The sequence below is a fragment of the Myxococcales bacterium genome (genome assembly GCA_016717005.1).
Classification (GTDB): Bacteria; Myxococcota_A; Polyangia; order Haliangiales; family Haliangiaceae; genus UBA2376.
Genome location: JADJUF010000021.1, coordinates 29,879 through 47,179, shown reverse-complemented (window position 1 = coordinate 47,179; position 17,301 = coordinate 29,879). Strand labels below are relative to the sequence as shown.

The following is a 17,301-nucleotide window of genomic DNA, read 5'->3' as shown; positions in this document are numbered from 1 at the left end:
CCGGGCGCCGGTCGGCCTACAGCCGGGGCGCCACCGGACCCAGCGACCCCGGCGGAATCGTTGGCGTGGCCGGGGTCGGCGGCGGCGGCGGCGGGGTCGGCACCGGGATCCGCGCCGGCCCCAGCGACAGGCACGACGGATCGCTCGACGGCTGTGGGCCGAGGAACTCCGGCCGGGACCCGTCGTTGGTCCCGACCACCAGCCCGAGCAGGACGTCGCCCGCGGTCCAGGTCGGTGGCATCGCCAGCTGGAACTCCTCGCGGAGGTACTCGCCGGCCCGCCAGCGGTCGGAGGGCAGGAGCCCGTCGAGCGTGACCCGGGCCCCGACCCGCACCTGCAGCGGCGCCATCGCCACCGTCAGGGCCGCGTCGTCGCCGACCAGGCCCGTCGGCGCCGCCCACAGCGCGGCGCCGATGCGGAACACCTTGCTCGGGCGTTCGACCGCGTGCAGGTACACCGCGAGCGTGGCCTTGCCGCCGGGGCCCGCCGGGGTGAAGTCGTAGCCGAGCACCTCGACCTTGCCGCCGTCGAAGGCGCGGCCGGTCAGCGGCACGGTCGGGGTCGGGCGCGCCGGCAAGAGCACCTTCTGCATCCGCGCCGCGGCCTGGCTCATCACCGGATCGCGCGAGAACACGACCCGCTCGAGCCAGAGGTCGAGGCGCTCGCGCATGATCGCGAGATCCTCGGGGCGGCTGCCGGCGAGGTTCTTCTGCTCGAGCGGATCGCCGACCAGGTCGTAGAGCTCGTAGAAGTTGCTCTTCATGTTGAAGATCAACTTGCGCGTGGTCGTCACCGCCGCGCGCAGCGGCACCGGGTAGTTGGTCTCGGCGAAGACCGTGCGATCGGGGTCCTCCTGGCCGTAGAAGATCTGCGGCACCAGGCTGCGGCCCTCGAAGCTGGCGCCGGCGACGTCGATCCCGCACAGCGCGGCGATCGTCGGCAGCACGTCGAGGTTCGAGACCACCTTGCCGAGCTTGCGCGGCAGGTTGTCGGGCACGTAGACCAACATCGGCACGTGCAGGATCTCGCGGGTCAGCGCGATCGCGTGGCCCGAGAAGCCGTGCTCGCCGAACGCGTCGCCGTGGTCGCTGGTCACGACCACGATCGTGCGATCGCCGCCGGGCATGCGCCGCAGCTCGTCGAGCAGCCGGCCGATGTGCTTGTCGGTGTAGTGCAGCTCGGCCTCGTACAGATCCTCGGGGCTGCCGCTCCAGTTGGTGTCGTCGGGGTGGGCCACGTACTGGGCGTGGGGGTCGAGGTAGTGCAGCCACAGGAACCACTTGCTCGCCGGCCGGCGCGCGATCCACGCCAGCGCCCGATCGGTGACCCGGTCCGACGACACCCGGTTGGCGTCGTGGGTCTTGCCGATCTCGTTGTCGTACTCGTCGACGCCCTGCTGCAGGCCCCAGTCGTTGAAGTACTCGTGGGTCAGGATCGCCCCGGTCTGGTAGCCGCCCTGCTTCATGATCTCGGGCAGGGTCAGGTTCTCGGGCTTGAGCCGCGGCGGCATGCCCGGCTTGATGTTGGTCTCGTCGAGCGCGATGCCCGAGTGGAAGAACTTCGAGGTGATGATCGCCGGCACCGACGCCATCGTCCCGGCCGACGGCGCCTGCGCGAACGTGAAGTCGGTGCTGCGCTCGGCCAGCTTGGCCAGGTTGGGCGTGACGTCGCGGGTGCGCCCGCCCGGGCGATGGCCGAACGAGGTGAAGTCGTAGCGGACCGTGTCGATCGTGATCAGCACGACGTTGTACGGCTTCTGGAACGCTGGCGGCACCGGGCGCTCGGGCCCGGTCGGCACCGCCAGATCGCGCATCGAGAAGTCACGGCCGTCGCAGTTCTCGTCGACGCCGTTGTCGGGCAGGTCGCGGGCGCCGGGGTGGATCGCGCGGTCGCGCGGGCCGCAGTCGTTCTCGCCCAGGAGCGAGCCGAAACCGTCGCCGTCGAGATCGTTGGCGCGCCGGACCAGGCGCACGAGGGCCTCGAGGCTGGGCGACGACGACGACACGATCGCCTTGACCTGGGGCGCGGCGCCGATGCGCGTGAGCGTCAGCGGCACCAGCACCAGCGCGGCCGCGGCCAGGGCCAGGGCGGTGCGCGACGACGGGGCCCGGGCGACGCGGCGGGCCGCCCACTCGCGCTGCAGGCCGGCGCCGGCCACGAACGCCAGCGCGGTGATCGCCTTGCGCCACGGCCAGACCGGCCGCAGGTGATGGTGGAGCTTGCCGGCGACGACCAGGGCGATCGCGGCGACCGTGACCACCGCCGCCGCCGCCAGCCAGGCTGAGCCCAGCGGGGTCCAGCGGGCGACGCGCGGCCACCGACGCGCGACGCGCACGACCAGCAGGGCGACCGCGCGCGCGAGCCCGCGCGCGACCACCGCCACGACCACCGCCGCGATCGCGGTGATCAACGCGGTCAGGGTCGGCTCCTTGTACGAGCGGATGAAGCGCGCGCCCAGGTGGGTGGTCGCGGCGACGAAGCCGACCAGCGCCAGCCCGCCGGTCAGGAGCCCGGCGACCGCCTCGGGCGACCACCGGCTCGGGGCCTGGCCTGGCGTCGGGCGGGCCCCGGCGACGGCGCGGCCGTCGCGGATCGCGGACCACAGCCGCGGCAGCGCCGCGGCCACCCCGGCCAGCGGGCCGACGATCAGCCACGCCAGCGCGCACAAGGTCGCCGACAGCGCCAGCAGGCGCGCGGTCATGATCACGCCGATCGAGCCGCGGAACTGGTTCCAGGTGACGACCGCCTCGACCAGCGCGGCCGCGGCGAGCCCGGCGCCCGCGACGGCGGCGCCGCGTCGGACGTCGTCGAGCAGGCGGCGGCGCAGCCGAGGCGCGGTCATGGCGCGCGGCGCAGCCGGTGCTTGACCAGGACCCACATCGCCTCGACCCCGTCGGTCCAGCGCACCTTCTTGCCCTCCTCGATCGCGCGCGCGGTGTACGCGATCGGGACCTCGACGATCTTCACCTGCCGGCGGCCGAGCTTGGCGGTGACCTCGGGGCAGAACTCGAAGCCGGTGCAGGTCAGGCCGAGCTCGCGCAGCAGGTCGGTGCGGAACAGCTTGAAGCAGGTGGCCTCGTCGGTGATGGCCAGGCCGTAGAGCAGGTTCGCGGTCACCGTGAGCATGCGGTTGGCGACGTAGTTGGCGGTGCGCATGCCGGTCGGGCGCGGGTTGGCGAGGAACCGCGAGCCGTAGACCACGTCGGCGCCCTTGGCGGCCTCGCCCAGGAGCGCCGGGTAGTCGGACACCTCGTACTCGAGGTCGGCGTCCTGGATCAGGCAGTAGTCGCCGGTCGCGGCCGCGAGCGCGGTGCGGATCGCGGCGCCCTTGCCGCGGTTCTGCTCGTGGCGCACCACCCGGATGCACGGGTCGAGGGCGGCCTGGGCGGTGGCCAGCTCGAAGGTGCGGTCGCTCGAGCCGTCATCGCAGACGACGATCTCCTTGGCGAAGCCGAGGGCCTCGGTGTCGACCGCGGCCACCCGCCGCAGGATCTCCCCGATGGTGGCCTCTTCCTGGTAGGCAGGGATCAGGATCGACAGCCGCATCGGTCCCGGGCGTTTACCACAGGGGCAGGGGCGGTCGCCATGCCGGCCGTGCTACACGGGACGCCGTGGCCGCGCCGCCCGCACCGACTCGCCGCGCCCGCGCCTGGGCCTGGCTCGCGCGCCACCGCTGGGCCCTGGGGTTCGCGCTCGCGTTCGTCTACGTGTTCCCGTACTTCCCGGGCATCCGCTCGGCCAACGAGCTGCCCCGGGTCTACCTGACCCAGGCCATGGTCGACGACGGCACGTTCGCGATCGATCGCGGCGTCGCGCGCTGGGGCACGACCGCCGACGTCTCGCCCCACGCCGGCCACCAGTACTCGAACAAGGCGCCGGGCTCGTCGATGCTGGCGGTGCCGGCCTACCTGGCGCTGACCGGCGTGACCCACGTCGTGGCCGGTCGCGGCCCGACCCTGGGCGAGATGATGTGGACGTTCCGGATCTGGACCGGCGTGATCCCGACGCTCCTGTTCCTGCTCTTGCTCGCGCGGTTCCTGCCGCGGTTCGCCCCGGCGCTCCCGGCCCAGCGGCTGGCGCTGGTGGCCTACGGCCTGGGCTCGATGGCGTTCGTGTACTCGGTCCTGTTCATCGCCCACCAGCTGTCGGCGGTGTGCATCGGCACCGCCTGGATCGTGACGGTGATGGTGATCGACGACGGCAAGCGCGATCGCTGGATGCTCGCGGCCGGGGCCGCGGCCGGGGCCGCGCCGCTGGTCGACTACCAGGCGCTGTTCGCGGCGGTGCCGATCGCGATCTGGGCGTCGGCGCGGCTGATCCAGACCCGGCGCGGCTGGGCCCCGGTGCTGTGGGCGGTGGCCGGCGCGATCGTGCCGATCATGATCCTGCTCGCGTACCACCGCGCGTGCTTCGGCTCGCCGTGGAAGACCGGCTACGACGCGTCGGAGACGTTCGCGTTCCACCACCAGAAGGGCTTCCTCGGGCTCGATCAGCTGCGCTGGCGCGCGTTCACCGGCTCGACGGTGGCCGGCGACAACGGCCTGGTCGTGTTCATGCCGGCGGTGCTGCTGGCGCTGCCGGGCTGGGCGATCCTGTGGTGGCGCGGCCACCGCGGCCACGCGCTGGTGTCGGCGTCGATCGCGATCATGTACCTGGCGTTCATCTCGGCGCTCAACTTCTGGCGCGGCGGCTGGCAGTTCGGGCCGCGCTACATCACCGTGATGCTGCCGTTCCTGGTGCCGGCGATCGCGGCCTGCCTCGACGCGGTCGATCGACGGCCGGGCTGGCGGATCGTCCCGTGGGCGCTGGTCGCGGTCGGCGTGGCGGTCCACGCGCTCGGCGTCGCGACGTTCCCGCACTTCCCGGAGAAGTTCCACAACCCGCTCTACGAGGTGGCGCTGCGGCTGCTCGGCGACGGCCTGGCCGCGCCCAACCTGGGCGCCGTGGTGGGGCTGCCCGGCGCCTGGAGCGTCGGGCCGTGGTTCGCGCTGATGGCGGGCCTGTGGCTGGGCGCGGGGCTCAGCGTCCGTGCGCGCGGCCGCGCGCGCGATCTGGCGGCGGCGGTGGCGCTCGCGGCGCTGGTCGTCGTCGCCTACCGCCAGTTCCCTGGCGGCGGCCGCGTCGCCGACGTCGCGTACACCGGCTTCGTGCGCCCGACGGTGATCGCGGCGCCGCGGTGACGCCCTTGCGCGCCCGGCGAGTTTGACGTACCTCCGCCGCGATGACGCGCCACCGCCGCTCGCTCGCCGTCCTGTCGCTGGCCCTGATCGCGCTGGCCGGCGGCTGCAAGCGCACGGGCGGGCGCGCCGAGGGCGGCCCGGCGGGCGGCGGCGACGGCGGCATGACCGTGAGCGCGGCCCTGGCCAAGCTCGAGGCCGGCTGCACGGGCGGCGACCTCGAGGGCTGCCGCAACCTCGGGGTGATCTACGCCGAGGGCAAGGGCGTCGCGCCCGATCTGGCGCGCGCGGCCGGCCTCTACCGGCAGGCCTGCGACGGCGGCAACGCCGCCGGGTGCAACAACCTCGGGCTGGTCGAGCTGACCGGCCGCGGCACCACCGCCGACCCGACCGGCGCGCGCGCGCACTTCCAGCGGGGCTGCGACGCCGGCAGCCTGCTGGCCTGTCGGAACCTCGGCCTCGCGATGGCCAAGGGCGACGGCGGCGCCCGCGACGACGTCGGCGCGCTGGCGGTGTTCGCCAAGGCCTGCGACGCGGGGCTCGCGCTGGCGTGCACCAGCGCCGGCACGATGCACGCGGCGCCCGACACGACCGTGCGCGATCCGGCCAGGTCGCTCGGCTGGTACCAGCGCGGCTGCGAGGCCGGCGACGGCGGCGGCTGTCGCCAGCTCGGCGGCGCCTACCTGACCGGCTCGGGCACGACCGCCGGCACGGCGCCGGCGGCGCTGTGGCTGGGCAAGGGCTGCCAGCTCGACGACGGGCCGTCGTGCCGCCTGCTCGCTGACCTCACCGCGGCCGGGCGCGGGGTGCCGCAGGATCCGGCGGCGGCGGCGGCGCTGGCGGCGCGCGCCTGCCAGCTCGGCGATCGCGCGGCGTGCCCGCCGCCGGCCCCGACGTCGATCGACGCCGGCGCGCCGCCGTCACCGTGACGGCGGCTCGACCGCGACCAGCTCGAGGCGCGCCAGCTCGAGCTCGGGCGCGCTGACCAGCGCCAGCTCGTTGACGCCGCGCTCGAGCGCGAACGTCGTCCAGGTCAGCGCGGTCTCGTCGGCGCCGACCGTCGCGGTCGCGACCAGGCGCTGGTTCCAGTACGCCCGCACCGGCGCGCCGTCGGGGTGGCGCACGCGCACCGTCACGGTGACGCCGCCGGTGCGGTTGAGCGGGACGAGCAACGTCGCCACCGGCCCGGCCAGGCGCAGCACGCCCGGGCGGCCGCGCGCGGGCACGAGGCCGTAGCGGAACGGCGGCGGCAGCCCGGCCACGTCGCGCCGATCCTCGCGCGGCGGCGGCACCGAGTTGAGCCCCGGGAAGGTCTCGCCGAGGAAGTGGACGCCGACGACGCGATCGTAGGTGTCGAGCGGGACGCCGTGGCGCGCGGCGAACAGCGCCCGGGCCGGCCACGTCGCGGCGATCGACGCGCGGGCGGCGACCTGGCCGGCCCGGCGGCGCACGCCCTGCTGCAGGTGGATCCGGTAGACGTTGGCGGCGCGATCGCCGCCGTAGATCCGCGCGGTGGTCGAGTCGTAGTGGATCGCGAGGCCGACGGTCGCGATCGCCAGCGCGATCGCCAGCGCGGCGAGCGGCGCGGTGACCAGCGCCAGCGCGGCCCGGGCCCAGCGCGGCCGCCGGGTGATCGTCGCCAGCGCGAGGACGCCGGGCGCGAGCAGCGCGCCCAGGCCGATCGCGAACGCCGCGTAGCACGAGTCGAACCGGCGCCCGCCGAACGAGCCGCCGCCCCACCAGTCCCAGGCCGCGCCGTTGATCACGACCTGGAGCGCGACGCCGACGATCAGCAGGCCGGCGAGCCGAGCGCGGCGCGCGCACGCCGCGATCAACCCCAGCGCGGCCAGCGCGTACAGCGGCGCCCAGTGGAACAGGCCATTGCGCGACGAGAACAGCACCTCGCTCCAGGCCGGCGCGTCCCAGCGCATGAAGCCGTCGCCCTGGGGCACGACGTACAGCGCGCCGTACATCGCGCGCCACACCAGCAGCTGCGGCAGCACGCACGCCGCGGTGACCGCGGCGCCCAGCGCCCAGCGGCCGACCAGCCGCGCGCTCGGCCGGGTCCGGCGCAGATCGTCGACGGCGGCGGCCACCAGCAGCACGCCCCAGGTCGCGAGCTGCGGCCGCGCGAGCGCGGCGAGCCCGAGCAGGAGCCCGAGCCACGCCCAGGTGCGCGCGGTGCGCGGGCGATCGTACGACGCGTCCCAGGCGTCGATCAGCCACGCGGCGAAGAACGTCGCGTACGGGTGGGCGTAGCCGGGCTGGCGGACCGCGTAGTAGACGACCGGCCCGGCCGCGGCGACCATCAGCGCCGCGAACAGCCCGACCGGGCCCGGCGCGAACCGGCGCGCGATCACCCGGGCCGGGAACACCAGCGCCAGCGTCGACAGCAAGACCGACATCCACATCACCGCGGTGACCTCGGCCTGGCCGAAGCCGTCCTGGCGATCGTTCGTCGCGATCGAGGCGACGTGGCCGAGCCCGAACGCCGGCAGCGACAAGAGCGCGGGCCCGACGCCGAACACGTTGCCGGGCTTGCCGGTCGGCGTCCGGCCGAACCGATACCAGTTCTGCGTGACCGCGTACTCGTCGGTCAGATCGAGATCGTGATCGAGCGCGAGCGACGGCAGGTACACGTAGTAGTACGGCGCGTCGGCGTAGGGCTCGGCGGTCGTCCAGCCGCGCGCGTCGTGGCCGCGCTGGAACCACCAGGTCGCCAGCGCGAGCAGCGCCACGATCGCCAGCGTCAGGCCCCAGCGACCGCGGGTCTCGCGATCGGCGAGCGCGCCGGCCATCGCGGCGCCGAGGCCGGGGCGGGCGGTCGACACCGACGCAGCCTACGGCAAGCCCGGGGTCGGGTGGAGTTTGTGGCGCCAGGTCAGCGATACGGGGCCGCGGCGATCGCGCCGTGCCGCGTCGCGCGCGCCACCAGATCGATCCCGGCCGCGAGCCGGCGGGCGTCGAGCAGCGGCCCGGCCCAGGTCACCCGCACCCGCGCGCCGACGACCTCGACCAGATCGGGCCGCGCCGCCGGCAGCACCGGCGCGATCGCCGCGATCCGGGCGCGGGCCCAGCTCGGGTCGGTGGTGCGGGCGCTGTGGTCGTCGGGGCCGTCGAGCGCGACCTCGCCGGGACCGCGGGTCGGCGTCAGCGGCTCGGCCACGCGGTCGGCGCGCAGCCACAGGGACGGCGCGTGCGCGGGCGCGGGCGCGCCGGCTCGGGCCACGGTGACCAGACGCTGATCGCGCACCGCGGTCGTGACCTCGATCGTCGCCGCGCCGCGCCCCGTGCGCGCGATCATGCCGCCGTCGACGTCGAACCGGGCGCCGACGACGCTCGCGCCCAGGGTCGCGGCCAGGCGGCGCCACTCGGCGGCGGCGCGATCGCCGCGGCGGGCCAGGAACGCCGCGGCGTGGCGGGCGGCGTCGACGAACGCGCGCGCGGGCGCGGCGGCGGCGGCGAAGCGCACCCGCTGGTCGGCCAGCGCGAACCCGAACGGCTGCGCCGCCTCGGGGTGGAAGGTCGCCGCGATCGCGTCGCGCTCGCTGGCGCCGAACCACCAGCGCGCCCACGCCAGATCGTTGGTGTCGAGCACGTAGCGGTCGTCGAAGCCGGCGTCGCCGAGCCGGGGCTCGGGCACGAACAGCCCGCGCAGGAACCGGTAGCCCGGCCGCGCCGACAGGGCCAGGGGCCCGGTCCCAGGGGCGCGGGCCGCGACCTCGGTGGCGACCCGCGCGTCGTCGGCGCAGGTGGTCGCGACCGCGACGCCGTCGACGTCGACCTCGTCGCGCAGGCCGCGCGCGGGCGCGGCGCCGAGCGGTGGACCGGCCCGCCCGCGGCCGCCGCCGGACTCGACGAACCCCGGCGCCCGGGTCGCGGGCCAGTCGGCGAACGGCATCGGCGCGGGCGCGGGCCGCGTGGTCACGGCGCGCACGCGGGGCGGGCCGATCGCCAGGTCCGCCCCGGTGACCGACCGGATCGCGGCGGCGATCACCTGCGGATCGGTGACCACGCCGGGCCGCCGGTCGGCGCGGCGGCCGGGTCCGAGCACGAGCGTGTGCACGCGCTCGCTGCCGTCCTCGGCCGCGACCAGACGAACCTCGACCGTGGCCGCGCGCGCGGTCGTCGGCACGACGAACGCCGTCTCGCCGCGGGTGCCCCAGCGGCCGCGCCAGGTCGCCCCCAGGCCCGCCGCCAGCTCGGCCCAGGCCGTGGCCAGGTCCTCGGGCCGCCGCGCCAGCGCCGCGGTCACGGCCACCAGGTCGCGCAGGGGCGCGCCAGCGGTCCGCACCTGCCACCGGCCGAAGCTCAGGCGCGCCGAGCCGCCGCTGGCGATCACTCGACCGAGCCGGTTCTCCGCGGCCGCCACCAGCGCCTGGGCGTAGGGCAGGTCGCTCGCGCGCAGATCGAGCTGGGCGAGGGGGCTCAGCGCCACGTCGACGTAGAGGCCGGTCACCGACGTGGCGCACGACGCCAGGGCGCGCCGGTCGGGGCCGACCTCGAGCGCCACGTCGAGGTCCCCGCTGCGCACCAGCGCGTGCAGGCCACCCCCGACCGTCGTCGGCCCGCGGACGCAGGCGAACGGCTCGAGATCCTGGCGCAGCTCCGCCGCGGTGACGGCCACGGGCCCATTCTAGCAGACCATGTACTGAACGGATGTGTGGTATCCGACTCGATGTGCCACGCCGTCACAGGTCGTACGATGCAGTGACATATCCTACCTAACGTCGCTGATCTCGGTCGGTCCAGCGGGGGCGGGCACACCCAACCAACAACTTCTCCACAGGCAGCTCGAGTCGCCACCAATGGTCATCGTAACCGGGTGCTTAGGCGCTTGACGAGCTGTGAATAACCCGCCCGGGCAGGCGAGTTGTCAACAGGCATCCGGAGCACCGGACACTCAGTCCGGTTTTCGGACACGGCCACCCCGCCAGGGTGTCCGGATGGCGGACCAGTCCGTGGTCGGACCGCTTGATTGGTTGTCCGGAGGTCGGACACGGTCACCGCCGCCGGCCGGCCCGGGCGTCCGGAGTGGCGGACATCAGCAGGCCGACCGCGAGGGTCAGCCAGGCCACCGCCGCCATGGCCGCGGCGACGAGCTCGAGGACCGCGGTCACGTACGGGCGCGCCGGCGGCCGGCCGTCGACGAGCGCCGTCGGCACGCCCGCGAGCACCGCCGCCATGGCGACCGCGGTCGCGCAGGTGATCGCGATCGCGCCGAGCGCGCGCCGATCGCGGCGCGCGAGCACCAGCGCCGGCACCGCGGCGAGCACCGCGCACACGATCGCCGCGCGCGGATCGCGCGCGGACAAGGTCGGCGCGCCGCGCCACGCCAGGTCGGCGGCGATCGCCAGCGGCAGCCACGCCACCGACCAGCGCGGCCGCGCGCGCGCGATCGCGAGCCCGCCGCCGATCACCAGCAGCAGCCCGGCGAGCAGCCAGCGCGCGCGGCCCGGGCGCGGGAGCGTCGCGTCGGGATCGGGCGCGGCCAGGGCCGCCGCCAGCGGGCGACCGACCGCGCCGGGCCGCGGCGGCTGGCCGGCGACGTCGCGCAGGTGGCGGGCGAGGTCGACGAGGTGCACCGCGCCGCGCCGGGCCGCGCCCGGCGGCGTCGGCGTCACGCAGCCGCGCACGTAGCGCACGGCGGGCTCGGCGTCGCCGTGGCCGCCGCCGGCGCGGTGGCCGTGATCGCTGAGCACGAGCCAGGTCGCGTCGGGGCGGCGCGCGATCAGCGTCGCGACCAGGGCGTCGGCGTCGGCGCGCGCGCGTCGGTACGCCTCGGTGCCGCGGCCGCCGGCGTGCGCGGCCCGATCGATCGCGAGCACGTGCACGAGCACCAGCGGCGCGGTCGACGCGACCGCGGCCCGCGCGGCCCGCGGGAACTCGGTCGCCCACGCGGCCACGGCGTCGGCGTCGGCGTCGGGCTCGGCGGCGTCGGCGCGGGCGGCGGGCTCGACCCGCGCGAAGCCCATCGAGCCGGCGATGCGGGTCCACGACTCGACCACGGCGATCGAGCCTGGGACCAGGGCGGGCAGGGCCCCGGGCGGCAGCGCGCGCCGACGGTTGCTGGGCCCGAGCCCGAGCTGCTGCGCGGTCAGGCCGGTCCACAGCACCGCCTGCACCGGCAGCGACTTGGTCGGAAACCCGACGTCGATGGTCAGGTCGACGCCGCGGGCGCACAGCGCCGCGAGCGCCGGCGTCGTCGCGTCGGCGGCGGTCAGCCCGTCGAGCACGATCACCCGCAGCGGCGCGCGCGGCGGCGGCGGCACCGCCGGGCCCGGGCGCAGCGGGCGCTGGGTCGCGCCGACGCCGTCGCCGATCATCCACGCCGCCAGCGCCCGGCGCGCGCCGAGGAGCGCCAGCGCCACCGCCAGCGCCACCAGCGCGAGCGCGAGCGCCCGGCGGCGCGGGCTCACGGTCCCGCGGTGCGCGCGCGCCGGGCCGCGCGGAAGGTGCCCAGGTAGTCGCGGGCGGCGGTGCGCCACGACACGTCGCGCGCCATCGCCCGGCCGGCGATCGCGTCGAACTCCGCGCGGTCGTCGCGGAACGAGGTGATCGCGCGCGCGAGCGCCCACCACAGCCCGGGCGCGTCGATCACCTCGAACCGGAAGCCGGTGCCGTCGGGCGCGGCCGCGTCGATGACCGTGTCGGCCAGGCCGCCGACCGCGGCCACGACCGGGACCGTGCCGTAGCGCATCGCGTAGAGCTGGCCGAGCCCGCACGGCTCGAACCGGCTGGGCATCGCGAACAGGTCGGCGCCGGCGTAGATCCGTCGGGCGATCGCCGGATCGAAGGCGAGCCGCACCGCCAGGGCGCCCGGGAACGCCGCCGCCAGCCCGCGCAGGCGATCCTCGAGGTCGCGGTCGCCGCTGCCGAGCACGACCACGCGGGCGCCGGCGGCGATCGCGGTCGGGACCACGTCGGCGAGCAGATCGATCCCCTTCTGCGGCGTCAGCCGCGCCACCGCCGCGACGATCGGGGTCTCGTCCGTGACGGCCAGGCCCAGCTCGGCCGCGAGCGCCGCGCGGCACGCGACCTTGCCCCGGCGCTCGGCGCGGGTGAATCGGGCCGGCAGCGCGGGATCGGTGCGCGGGTCCCACGCGGCGGTGTCGATGCCGTTGGTGATGCCGACGATGCGCGCGACGTCGGTGCGCAGGAACCCGTCGAGGCCCTCGCCGCGCTCGGGCGTGAGGATCTCGCGGGCGTAGGTCGGGCTGACGGTCGTGATCAGGTCGGCGTAGGCCAGGCCGGCCTTGAGCAGGCTGAGCTGATCGTAGAACTCGGCGCGGTGGTGATCGAACACCGACCACGGCAGGCCCAGGCGCGGCACCCAGTCCTTGCTGCACAGGCCGCGGTACGCGAGGTTGTGGATCGTCGTGATCCGGGCCGCCGGCAGGTCGTCCTGGGCCGCGTAGGCCACCGCCAGGCTGCCCTGCCAGTCGTGGCCGTGGACGACGTCGATCGGCCCGTCGAGGATCGTCGGCGCCGCGGCCAGGGCGGCCCGCGCCAGCACCGCGAAGCGCATCGGGTTGTCGTCGTGATCGCGGCCGTCGGCGTCGCCGTACAGGCCGTCGCGATCGTAGAGCGGATCGCACTCGACGAACCACACCCCGGCGGCGGGGCGCACGGTCACCGCCACGATGCGCTCGCCGATCGCCAGCACCAGGCCCCGGCCCGGCCCGAGCGCGACGCCGGCGGCGGCGAGGCGCTGGCGCGTCGCTCGGTACAGCGGCACCACCGTCGCGATCCGGACCTCGCGATCGGCGGCGGTCAGCGCCGGCGGCAGCGCCGCGACGACGTCGGCCAGGCCGCCGGTGGCCGCCCAGGGCGCGACCTCGGACGCCACCGCGAGGATCCTCATGGCTCGTCGGTGCGCTGCCCGAACTGCAGGAACCGCGGGCCGGCCGACTCGTAGCTGTGGCGGCCGTGCTCGGCGATCGCGAAGGTCCCGGCGGTGAGCTGGCTGCGCAGCTCGGGATCGTTGGCGATCAGCTCGGACACGTCGTTGGCCAGCACCACCGGGCCCTTGACCGGCACGACCGTGCCCTTGGGGATGACCGCGATGCCGCTCTCGGTCACGAACGGCAGGCGCGCACGATCGGCGTCGAGGTCGTAGCCGATCTCGGCGCCGGGCGCGATCTTGCAATTCTTGTCCATGATCACGCGGCGCAGCCGGGCGCCGGCGCCGATGTCGCAGCCCGACAGCACCACCGACTCGACCAGCTCGGCGCCGGCGTGGACGAAGCAGTCGTAGCCGAGCACGACCTTGCGGAGCGTGCCGCTGGCGACGATCGAGCCCTCGCACATCAGGCTGTCGTCGATCTCGCACGGTGGCAGGCCCTCGCCGGCGCGCACGAACCGGGCCGGCGGGTAGTCGCGCTGGGCGCTGCGGATGCGCCACTTGCGGTTGTACAGGTCCATGGCCGGGACCCGGGCCCGCAGCTCCATGTTGGCGTCGAAGTAGCTGTCGATCGTGCCGACGTCGCGCCAGTACGGCTCGGCGTCGGCGGGGTCGCCGGGCACCCGCGACGCCCCGAAGTCGAACGCGAACACCCGGGCCCCGGCGGCCAGCAGGCGCGGGATGACGTCCTTGCCGAAGTCGTGGCGGCTGGTGACGTCGGCGGCGTCCTCGACGAGGACCCGGGTCAGGGCGTCGGCCTTGAAGATGTAGTTGCCCATCGACACCAGCGACCAGTCGGGGCGGCCCGGCATCGCCGGCGGATCGGCGGGCTTCTCGACGAACGCGATGATGTTGTGCTGCTCGTCGACGTGGAGGCACCCGAACTGGTGGGCCTCGGACCGCGGCACCGCGAACACGCCGACGGTCAGGTCGGCCTCGCGCTCGCGGTGGAACTGCTCCATCTGGTCGACCGCGAACTTGTAGACGTGGTCGCCGCCGAACACGCACACGTGGGCCGGGCGCGCGTCGCGCACGAGGTTGAGGTTCTGGTAGACGGCGTCGGCGGTGCCGCGGTACCAGAACTCGCCCAGGCGCATCTGCGCCGGCACGACCTCGATGTACTCGCCGAAGCCCGACAGGCGCCAGTTGCGCGACAGGTGCTTGATCAGGCTCGACGCCATGTACTGCGTGAGCATGTAGATGCGGCGGTAGCCGGCGTTGACGAAGTTCGACAGGACGAAGTCGATGATCCGGTAGCGGCCCGCGAACGGGACCGCCGGCTTCGAGCGGTGCAAGGTCAGCGGGCCCAGCCGCGATCCCTTCCCGCCCGCCATGATCATCGCCAGCGTGTCCTTCATCAGGGAGGATGGTACCGCGGCCCCGTCGCCGGTGACAGCGCGCGGCGGTCAGGCTACAACCGCGCGGTGCAGTTGTCGGTTCGACGCCTCGGCGGTCGGGTGGTCGCGGCCGCGGCGGTCGCGGTCGTGGCGATCCTGGTCATGGGCAAGCTCGGCGGCGGCGGCGGCGACGTCCGCTGGCAGATCGACCTGGCGCCCGCCGGCGAGGTCCGCTCGGTCGAGGTGACGATCACCGGCGGCGACCAGGTGCTGGCGGTCCACCAGCAGGTCGGCGGCCGGGCGGTGCGCCTGACCACGCCGGCGCCCAAGGGCCGGGCCAAGGTCACGATCGACCTGATCCTGCCCGACGGGCCGCACCGGGTCGTGCGCGAGGCCGACGCGCCGGCCGGTGCGACCGTGGCGATCACCGTCGGCGAGTAGCGCCGCGGGGGGCCGGCGCGACCGCGGCGGTCACCGTCGTGCGCCCCGCCGCGCCGGCCGGCGCGACCGGGGCGATCACGGTCGGGCGGAACGCCGCGGGGCCGGCGCGACCGGGGCGATCACGGTCGGGCGGAACGCCGCGGGGGCCGGCGCGACCGGGGCGATCATGGTCGGGCGGAACGCCGCGGGGGCCGGCGCGACCGGGGCGATCGCCGTCGGCGAGCAGCGGCGCCGTGCCGCACCCGCCGCGCCGCCTCACTTGAACAGGTTGGCCCGGTAGTAGCGCAGCTCGGCGATCGACTCGCGGATGTCGCCGAGCGCGCGGTGGCTCTCGACCTTGGGCGGCTGGGCCGCGAGCGCGGTCGGGAACCAGCGGCGGCCCAGCTCCTTGACCGTCGACACGTCGATCATCCGGTAGTGCAGGCGGGCGTCGAACGCCGGCAGGTAGCGGCGGATGAACCGCCGATCCTGGTGGATCGAGTTGCCGCACAGGACCGGGCGATCCTTGGGGCCGAAGTGGGCGTCGACGAACGCCAGGGTCTGGGCCTCGGCCTCGGCCTCGGTCACCCTCGACGCGCGCGCGCGCTCGGTCAGGCCCGAGCCGCCGTGGTGGTCGGTGTTCCAGCGGTCCATGGCCGCCAGGATCTCGTCGGGCTGGTGCACGACCAGGTCGGGGCCGATCGCGACCTCCTCGAGCAGATCGTCGGTCACGATCGTCGCGATCTCGAGCACGCGCTCGCGCGCGGGATCGAGGCCGGTCATCTCCATGTCGAGCCACAAGAGCAGGGACGTCATCGGCGCGGCACGGTAGCGCGAGGCCGGCGCCCGGCGCCATCGCCCGACGGCGCGATCACGCGGCGGCGGCGGTCATGACCGCGGCGATCGCCGCGCGCTCGTCGGGCGCCATCGCCCGACGGCGCGATCACGCGGCGGCGGCGGTCATGACCGCGGCGATCGCCGCGCGCTCGTCGGCCGGCGGCAGGCCCCAGCCGGGCGCGTACCCGAACACCTCGCTGGCGGAGCGCCGGACCAGCCCGTCGATGACGTCGAGGCTGTCGAGCGGCACCAGCGCCGGGTGGACCTGGCCGCAGGCGTGGGCGAGCTGGAGCAGATCCTTGCGCAGCGTCACCAGGTAGTTGGCCAGGCGCGCGCTCTTGAGCGTGGGATCGAGGCCGCGCATCAGCCAGCGGTTCTGGGTGGCGATGCCGGTCGGGCAGTGGCCGGTGTGGCAGCGCTGGGCCTGGATGCAGCCGATCGCCAGCATCGCCTCGCGCGCGACGTTGATCAGATCGCAGCCCATCGCCAGCGCCAGGAGCGCGGACTCGGGGAAGCCGAGCCGGCCCGAGCCGATGAAGACGAGGTCCTCGTGGACGCCCTCCTCGGCCAGCGCCCGGTAGACCGCCGCGAAGCCGAGCTTCCACGGCAGCGCGACGTGATCGCTGAAGACCAGCGGGGCGGCGCCGGTGCCGCCCTCGCCGCCGTCGATCGTGATGAAGTCGGGCGCGCGGCCGCTCTGGCGCATCTGCCGGGCCAGCTCGTGCCAGAACGCCATCTCGCCGACGGCGCTCTTGATCCCGACCGGCAGGCCGGTCTCGTCGGCGAGGCGCTCGATGAAGTCGAGCATCGACGACACGTCGCGGAACGACGAGTGCGCGGCCGGGCTGTGGACGTCCTGGCCGACCGGCACGCCGCGGATGCGCGCGATCTCGGGCGTGACCTTGGCGCCGGGGAGCAGCCCGCCCATGCCGGGCTTGGCGCCCTGCGACAGCTTGAGCTCGATGGCCTTGACCTTGGCCGAGGCGATCGACTCGCGGAACCGCTCGATCGAGAACGTCCCGTCGGGGGCGCGGCAGCCGAAGTAGCCGGTGCCGATCTGCCAGATCAGCTCGCCGCCCGCGCGGTGGTAGTCGGAGATGCCGCCCTCGCCGGTGTTCTGGAGCGCGCCGGCCAGCGCCACGCCGCGGTTGAGCGCGGTCACCGCCGCGCCCGACAGCGAGCCGTAGCTCATCGCCGAGACGTTGACGATCGAGGTGGGCCGGAACGCCTTGGCGCGGCCGCGCGTGCCGCCGAGGACCTTGACGCACGGCAGGTCGGCGGTGGCCGGCACGTGGGCCGACAGCGGGAACGCGGCGTGGCGGACGATCACGTACGACGAGGCCTGCTCGAGATCGTTGTCGGTGCCGAAGCCGAAGTAGTTGTTCTCCTTCTTCGACGACGCGTAGACCCAGCGCCGCTGATCGCGCGAGAACGGGCGCTCCTCGTCGTTGCCGGTCACGATGTACTGGCGCAGCTCGGGGCCGACCAGCTCGAACAGGTAGCGGAAGTGGCCGATGATCGGGAAGTTGCGCAGGATCGCGCGCCGCTTCTGGGTCAGGTCGTAGATCGCGACCACGAGCAGGAGCCCGCCGAGGGCACACACGATCCACAGCCAGAGCGCCATCGC

Annotated in this window: 12 protein-coding genes; 3 read left to right on the top strand and 9 right to left on the bottom strand. The window is 75.2% G+C overall.

The window, feature by feature from the left end; all coding sequences use genetic code 11:
* Positions 1 to 16: 16 nt before the first annotated feature.
* Positions 17 to 2,842 (bottom strand): sulfatase-like hydrolase/transferase, encoded by a 2,826-nt coding sequence (locus tag IPL61_18900; GenBank protein ID MBK9033311.1) that lies wholly within the window; start codon positions 2,840 to 2,842, stop codon positions 17 to 19.
* Positions 2,839 to 3,546 carry a glycosyltransferase family 2 protein gene (locus tag IPL61_18895; GenBank protein ID MBK9033310.1) on the bottom strand — a complete coding sequence of 236 codons (708 nt, stop codon included), beginning with the start codon at positions 3,544 to 3,546 and terminating at the stop codon, positions 2,839 to 2,841. Before IPL61_18895 ends, IPL61_18900 begins: the two co-directional genes overlap by 4 nt.
* Positions 3,547 to 3,611: 65 nt before the next feature.
* Between IPL61_18895 and IPL61_18890 the strand changes: the two genes are divergently transcribed.
* Both IPL61_18890 and IPL61_18885 read left to right on the top strand, forming a co-directional pair.
* Positions 3,612 to 5,180, top strand: coding sequence for a hypothetical protein (locus tag IPL61_18890; GenBank protein ID MBK9033309.1), 1,569 nt, complete (start codon positions 3,612 to 3,614; stop codon positions 5,178 to 5,180).
* 41 nt (positions 5,181 to 5,221) lie between these two features.
* Positions 5,222 to 6,106, top strand: coding sequence for a sel1 repeat family protein (locus IPL61_18885; GenBank protein ID MBK9033308.1), 885 nt, complete (start codon positions 5,222 to 5,224; stop codon positions 6,104 to 6,106).
* Here the strand turns inward: IPL61_18885 and IPL61_18880 are convergent.
* From IPL61_18880 to glgC, 5 genes are all read right to left on the bottom strand, one after another.
* Positions 6,098 to 8,008 (bottom strand): hypothetical protein, encoded by a 1,911-nt coding sequence (locus tag IPL61_18880; GenBank protein ID MBK9033307.1) that lies wholly within the window; start codon positions 8,006 to 8,008, stop codon positions 6,098 to 6,100. The two genes, IPL61_18885 and IPL61_18880, sit on opposite strands and share 9 nt — an antisense overlap.
* A gap of 50 nt (positions 8,009 to 8,058) precedes the next feature.
* Positions 8,059 to 9,804, bottom strand: a complete 1,746-nt coding sequence (locus tag IPL61_18875; protein ID MBK9033306.1) for a hypothetical protein — start codon at positions 9,802 to 9,804, stop codon at positions 8,059 to 8,061.
* 376 nt (positions 9,805 to 10,180) lie between these two features.
* The gene (locus tag IPL61_18870; GenBank protein MBK9033305.1) at positions 10,181 to 11,596 is read right to left on the bottom strand and encodes a hypothetical protein; all 1,416 of its coding nucleotides are present in this window, start codon (positions 11,594 to 11,596) and stop codon (positions 10,181 to 10,183) included.
* Positions 11,593 to 13,041, bottom strand: coding sequence for a glycogen synthase GlgA (glgA, locus tag IPL61_18865; protein MBK9033304.1), 1,449 nt, complete (start codon positions 13,039 to 13,041; stop codon positions 11,593 to 11,595). The genes IPL61_18870 and glgA overlap by 4 nt, the downstream gene beginning before the upstream one ends.
* Positions 13,038 to 14,438, bottom strand: coding sequence for a glucose-1-phosphate adenylyltransferase (glgC, locus tag IPL61_18860; GenBank protein ID MBK9033303.1), 1,401 nt, complete (start codon positions 14,436 to 14,438; stop codon positions 13,038 to 13,040). The genes glgA and glgC overlap by 4 nt, the downstream gene beginning before the upstream one ends.
* Before the next feature lie 66 nt (positions 14,439 to 14,504).
* On the opposite strand from glgC, the gene IPL61_18855 reads away from it, so the two are divergent.
* Entirely contained in the window at positions 14,505 to 14,858 is a 354-nt protein-coding gene (locus tag IPL61_18855; GenBank protein MBK9033302.1) for a hypothetical protein, read from the top strand.
* A 255-nt stretch (positions 14,859 to 15,113) separates the two neighbouring features.
* On the opposite strand, the gene orn is transcribed toward IPL61_18855, so the two are convergent.
* Both orn and IPL61_18845 read right to left on the bottom strand, forming a co-directional pair.
* Positions 15,114 to 15,653 carry an oligoribonuclease gene (orn, locus tag IPL61_18850; protein MBK9033301.1) on the bottom strand — a complete coding sequence of 180 codons (540 nt, stop codon included), beginning with the start codon at positions 15,651 to 15,653 and terminating at the stop codon, positions 15,114 to 15,116.
* Positions 15,654 to 15,780: 127 nt separating this feature from the next.
* A complete protein-coding gene (locus tag IPL61_18845; protein MBK9033300.1) occupies positions 15,781 to 17,298 on the bottom strand; it encodes an FMN-binding glutamate synthase family protein in 1,518 nt (505 codons plus the stop codon).
* Positions 17,299 to 17,301 lie beyond the last annotated feature (3 nt).

Bases quoted from the DNA above. Each gene is read 5' to 3' on its own strand.
- IPL61_18885 (MBK9033308.1), top strand. From the start codon at position 5,222: ATGACGCGCCACCGCCGCTCGCTCGCCGTCCTGTCGCTGGCCCTGATC.
- IPL61_18845 (MBK9033300.1), bottom strand. From the start codon at position 17,298: ATGGCGCTCTGGCTGTGGATCGTGTGTGCCCTCGGCGGGCTCCTGCTC.
- orn (MBK9033301.1), bottom strand. From the start codon at position 15,653: ATGACGTCCCTGCTCTTGTGGCTCGACATGGAGATGACCGGCCTCGAT.
- glgA (MBK9033304.1), bottom strand. From the start codon at position 13,041: ATGAGGATCCTCGCGGTGGCGTCCGAGGTCGCGCCCTGGGCGGCCACC.
- IPL61_18900 (MBK9033311.1), bottom strand. From the start codon at position 2,842: ATGACCGCGCCTCGGCTGCGCCGCCGCCTGCTCGACGACGTCCGACGC.
- IPL61_18895 (MBK9033310.1), bottom strand. From the start codon at position 3,546: ATGCGGCTGTCGATCCTGATCCCTGCCTACCAGGAAGAGGCCACCATC.
- glgC (MBK9033303.1), bottom strand. From the start codon at position 14,438: ATGAAGGACACGCTGGCGATGATCATGGCGGGCGGGAAGGGATCGCGG.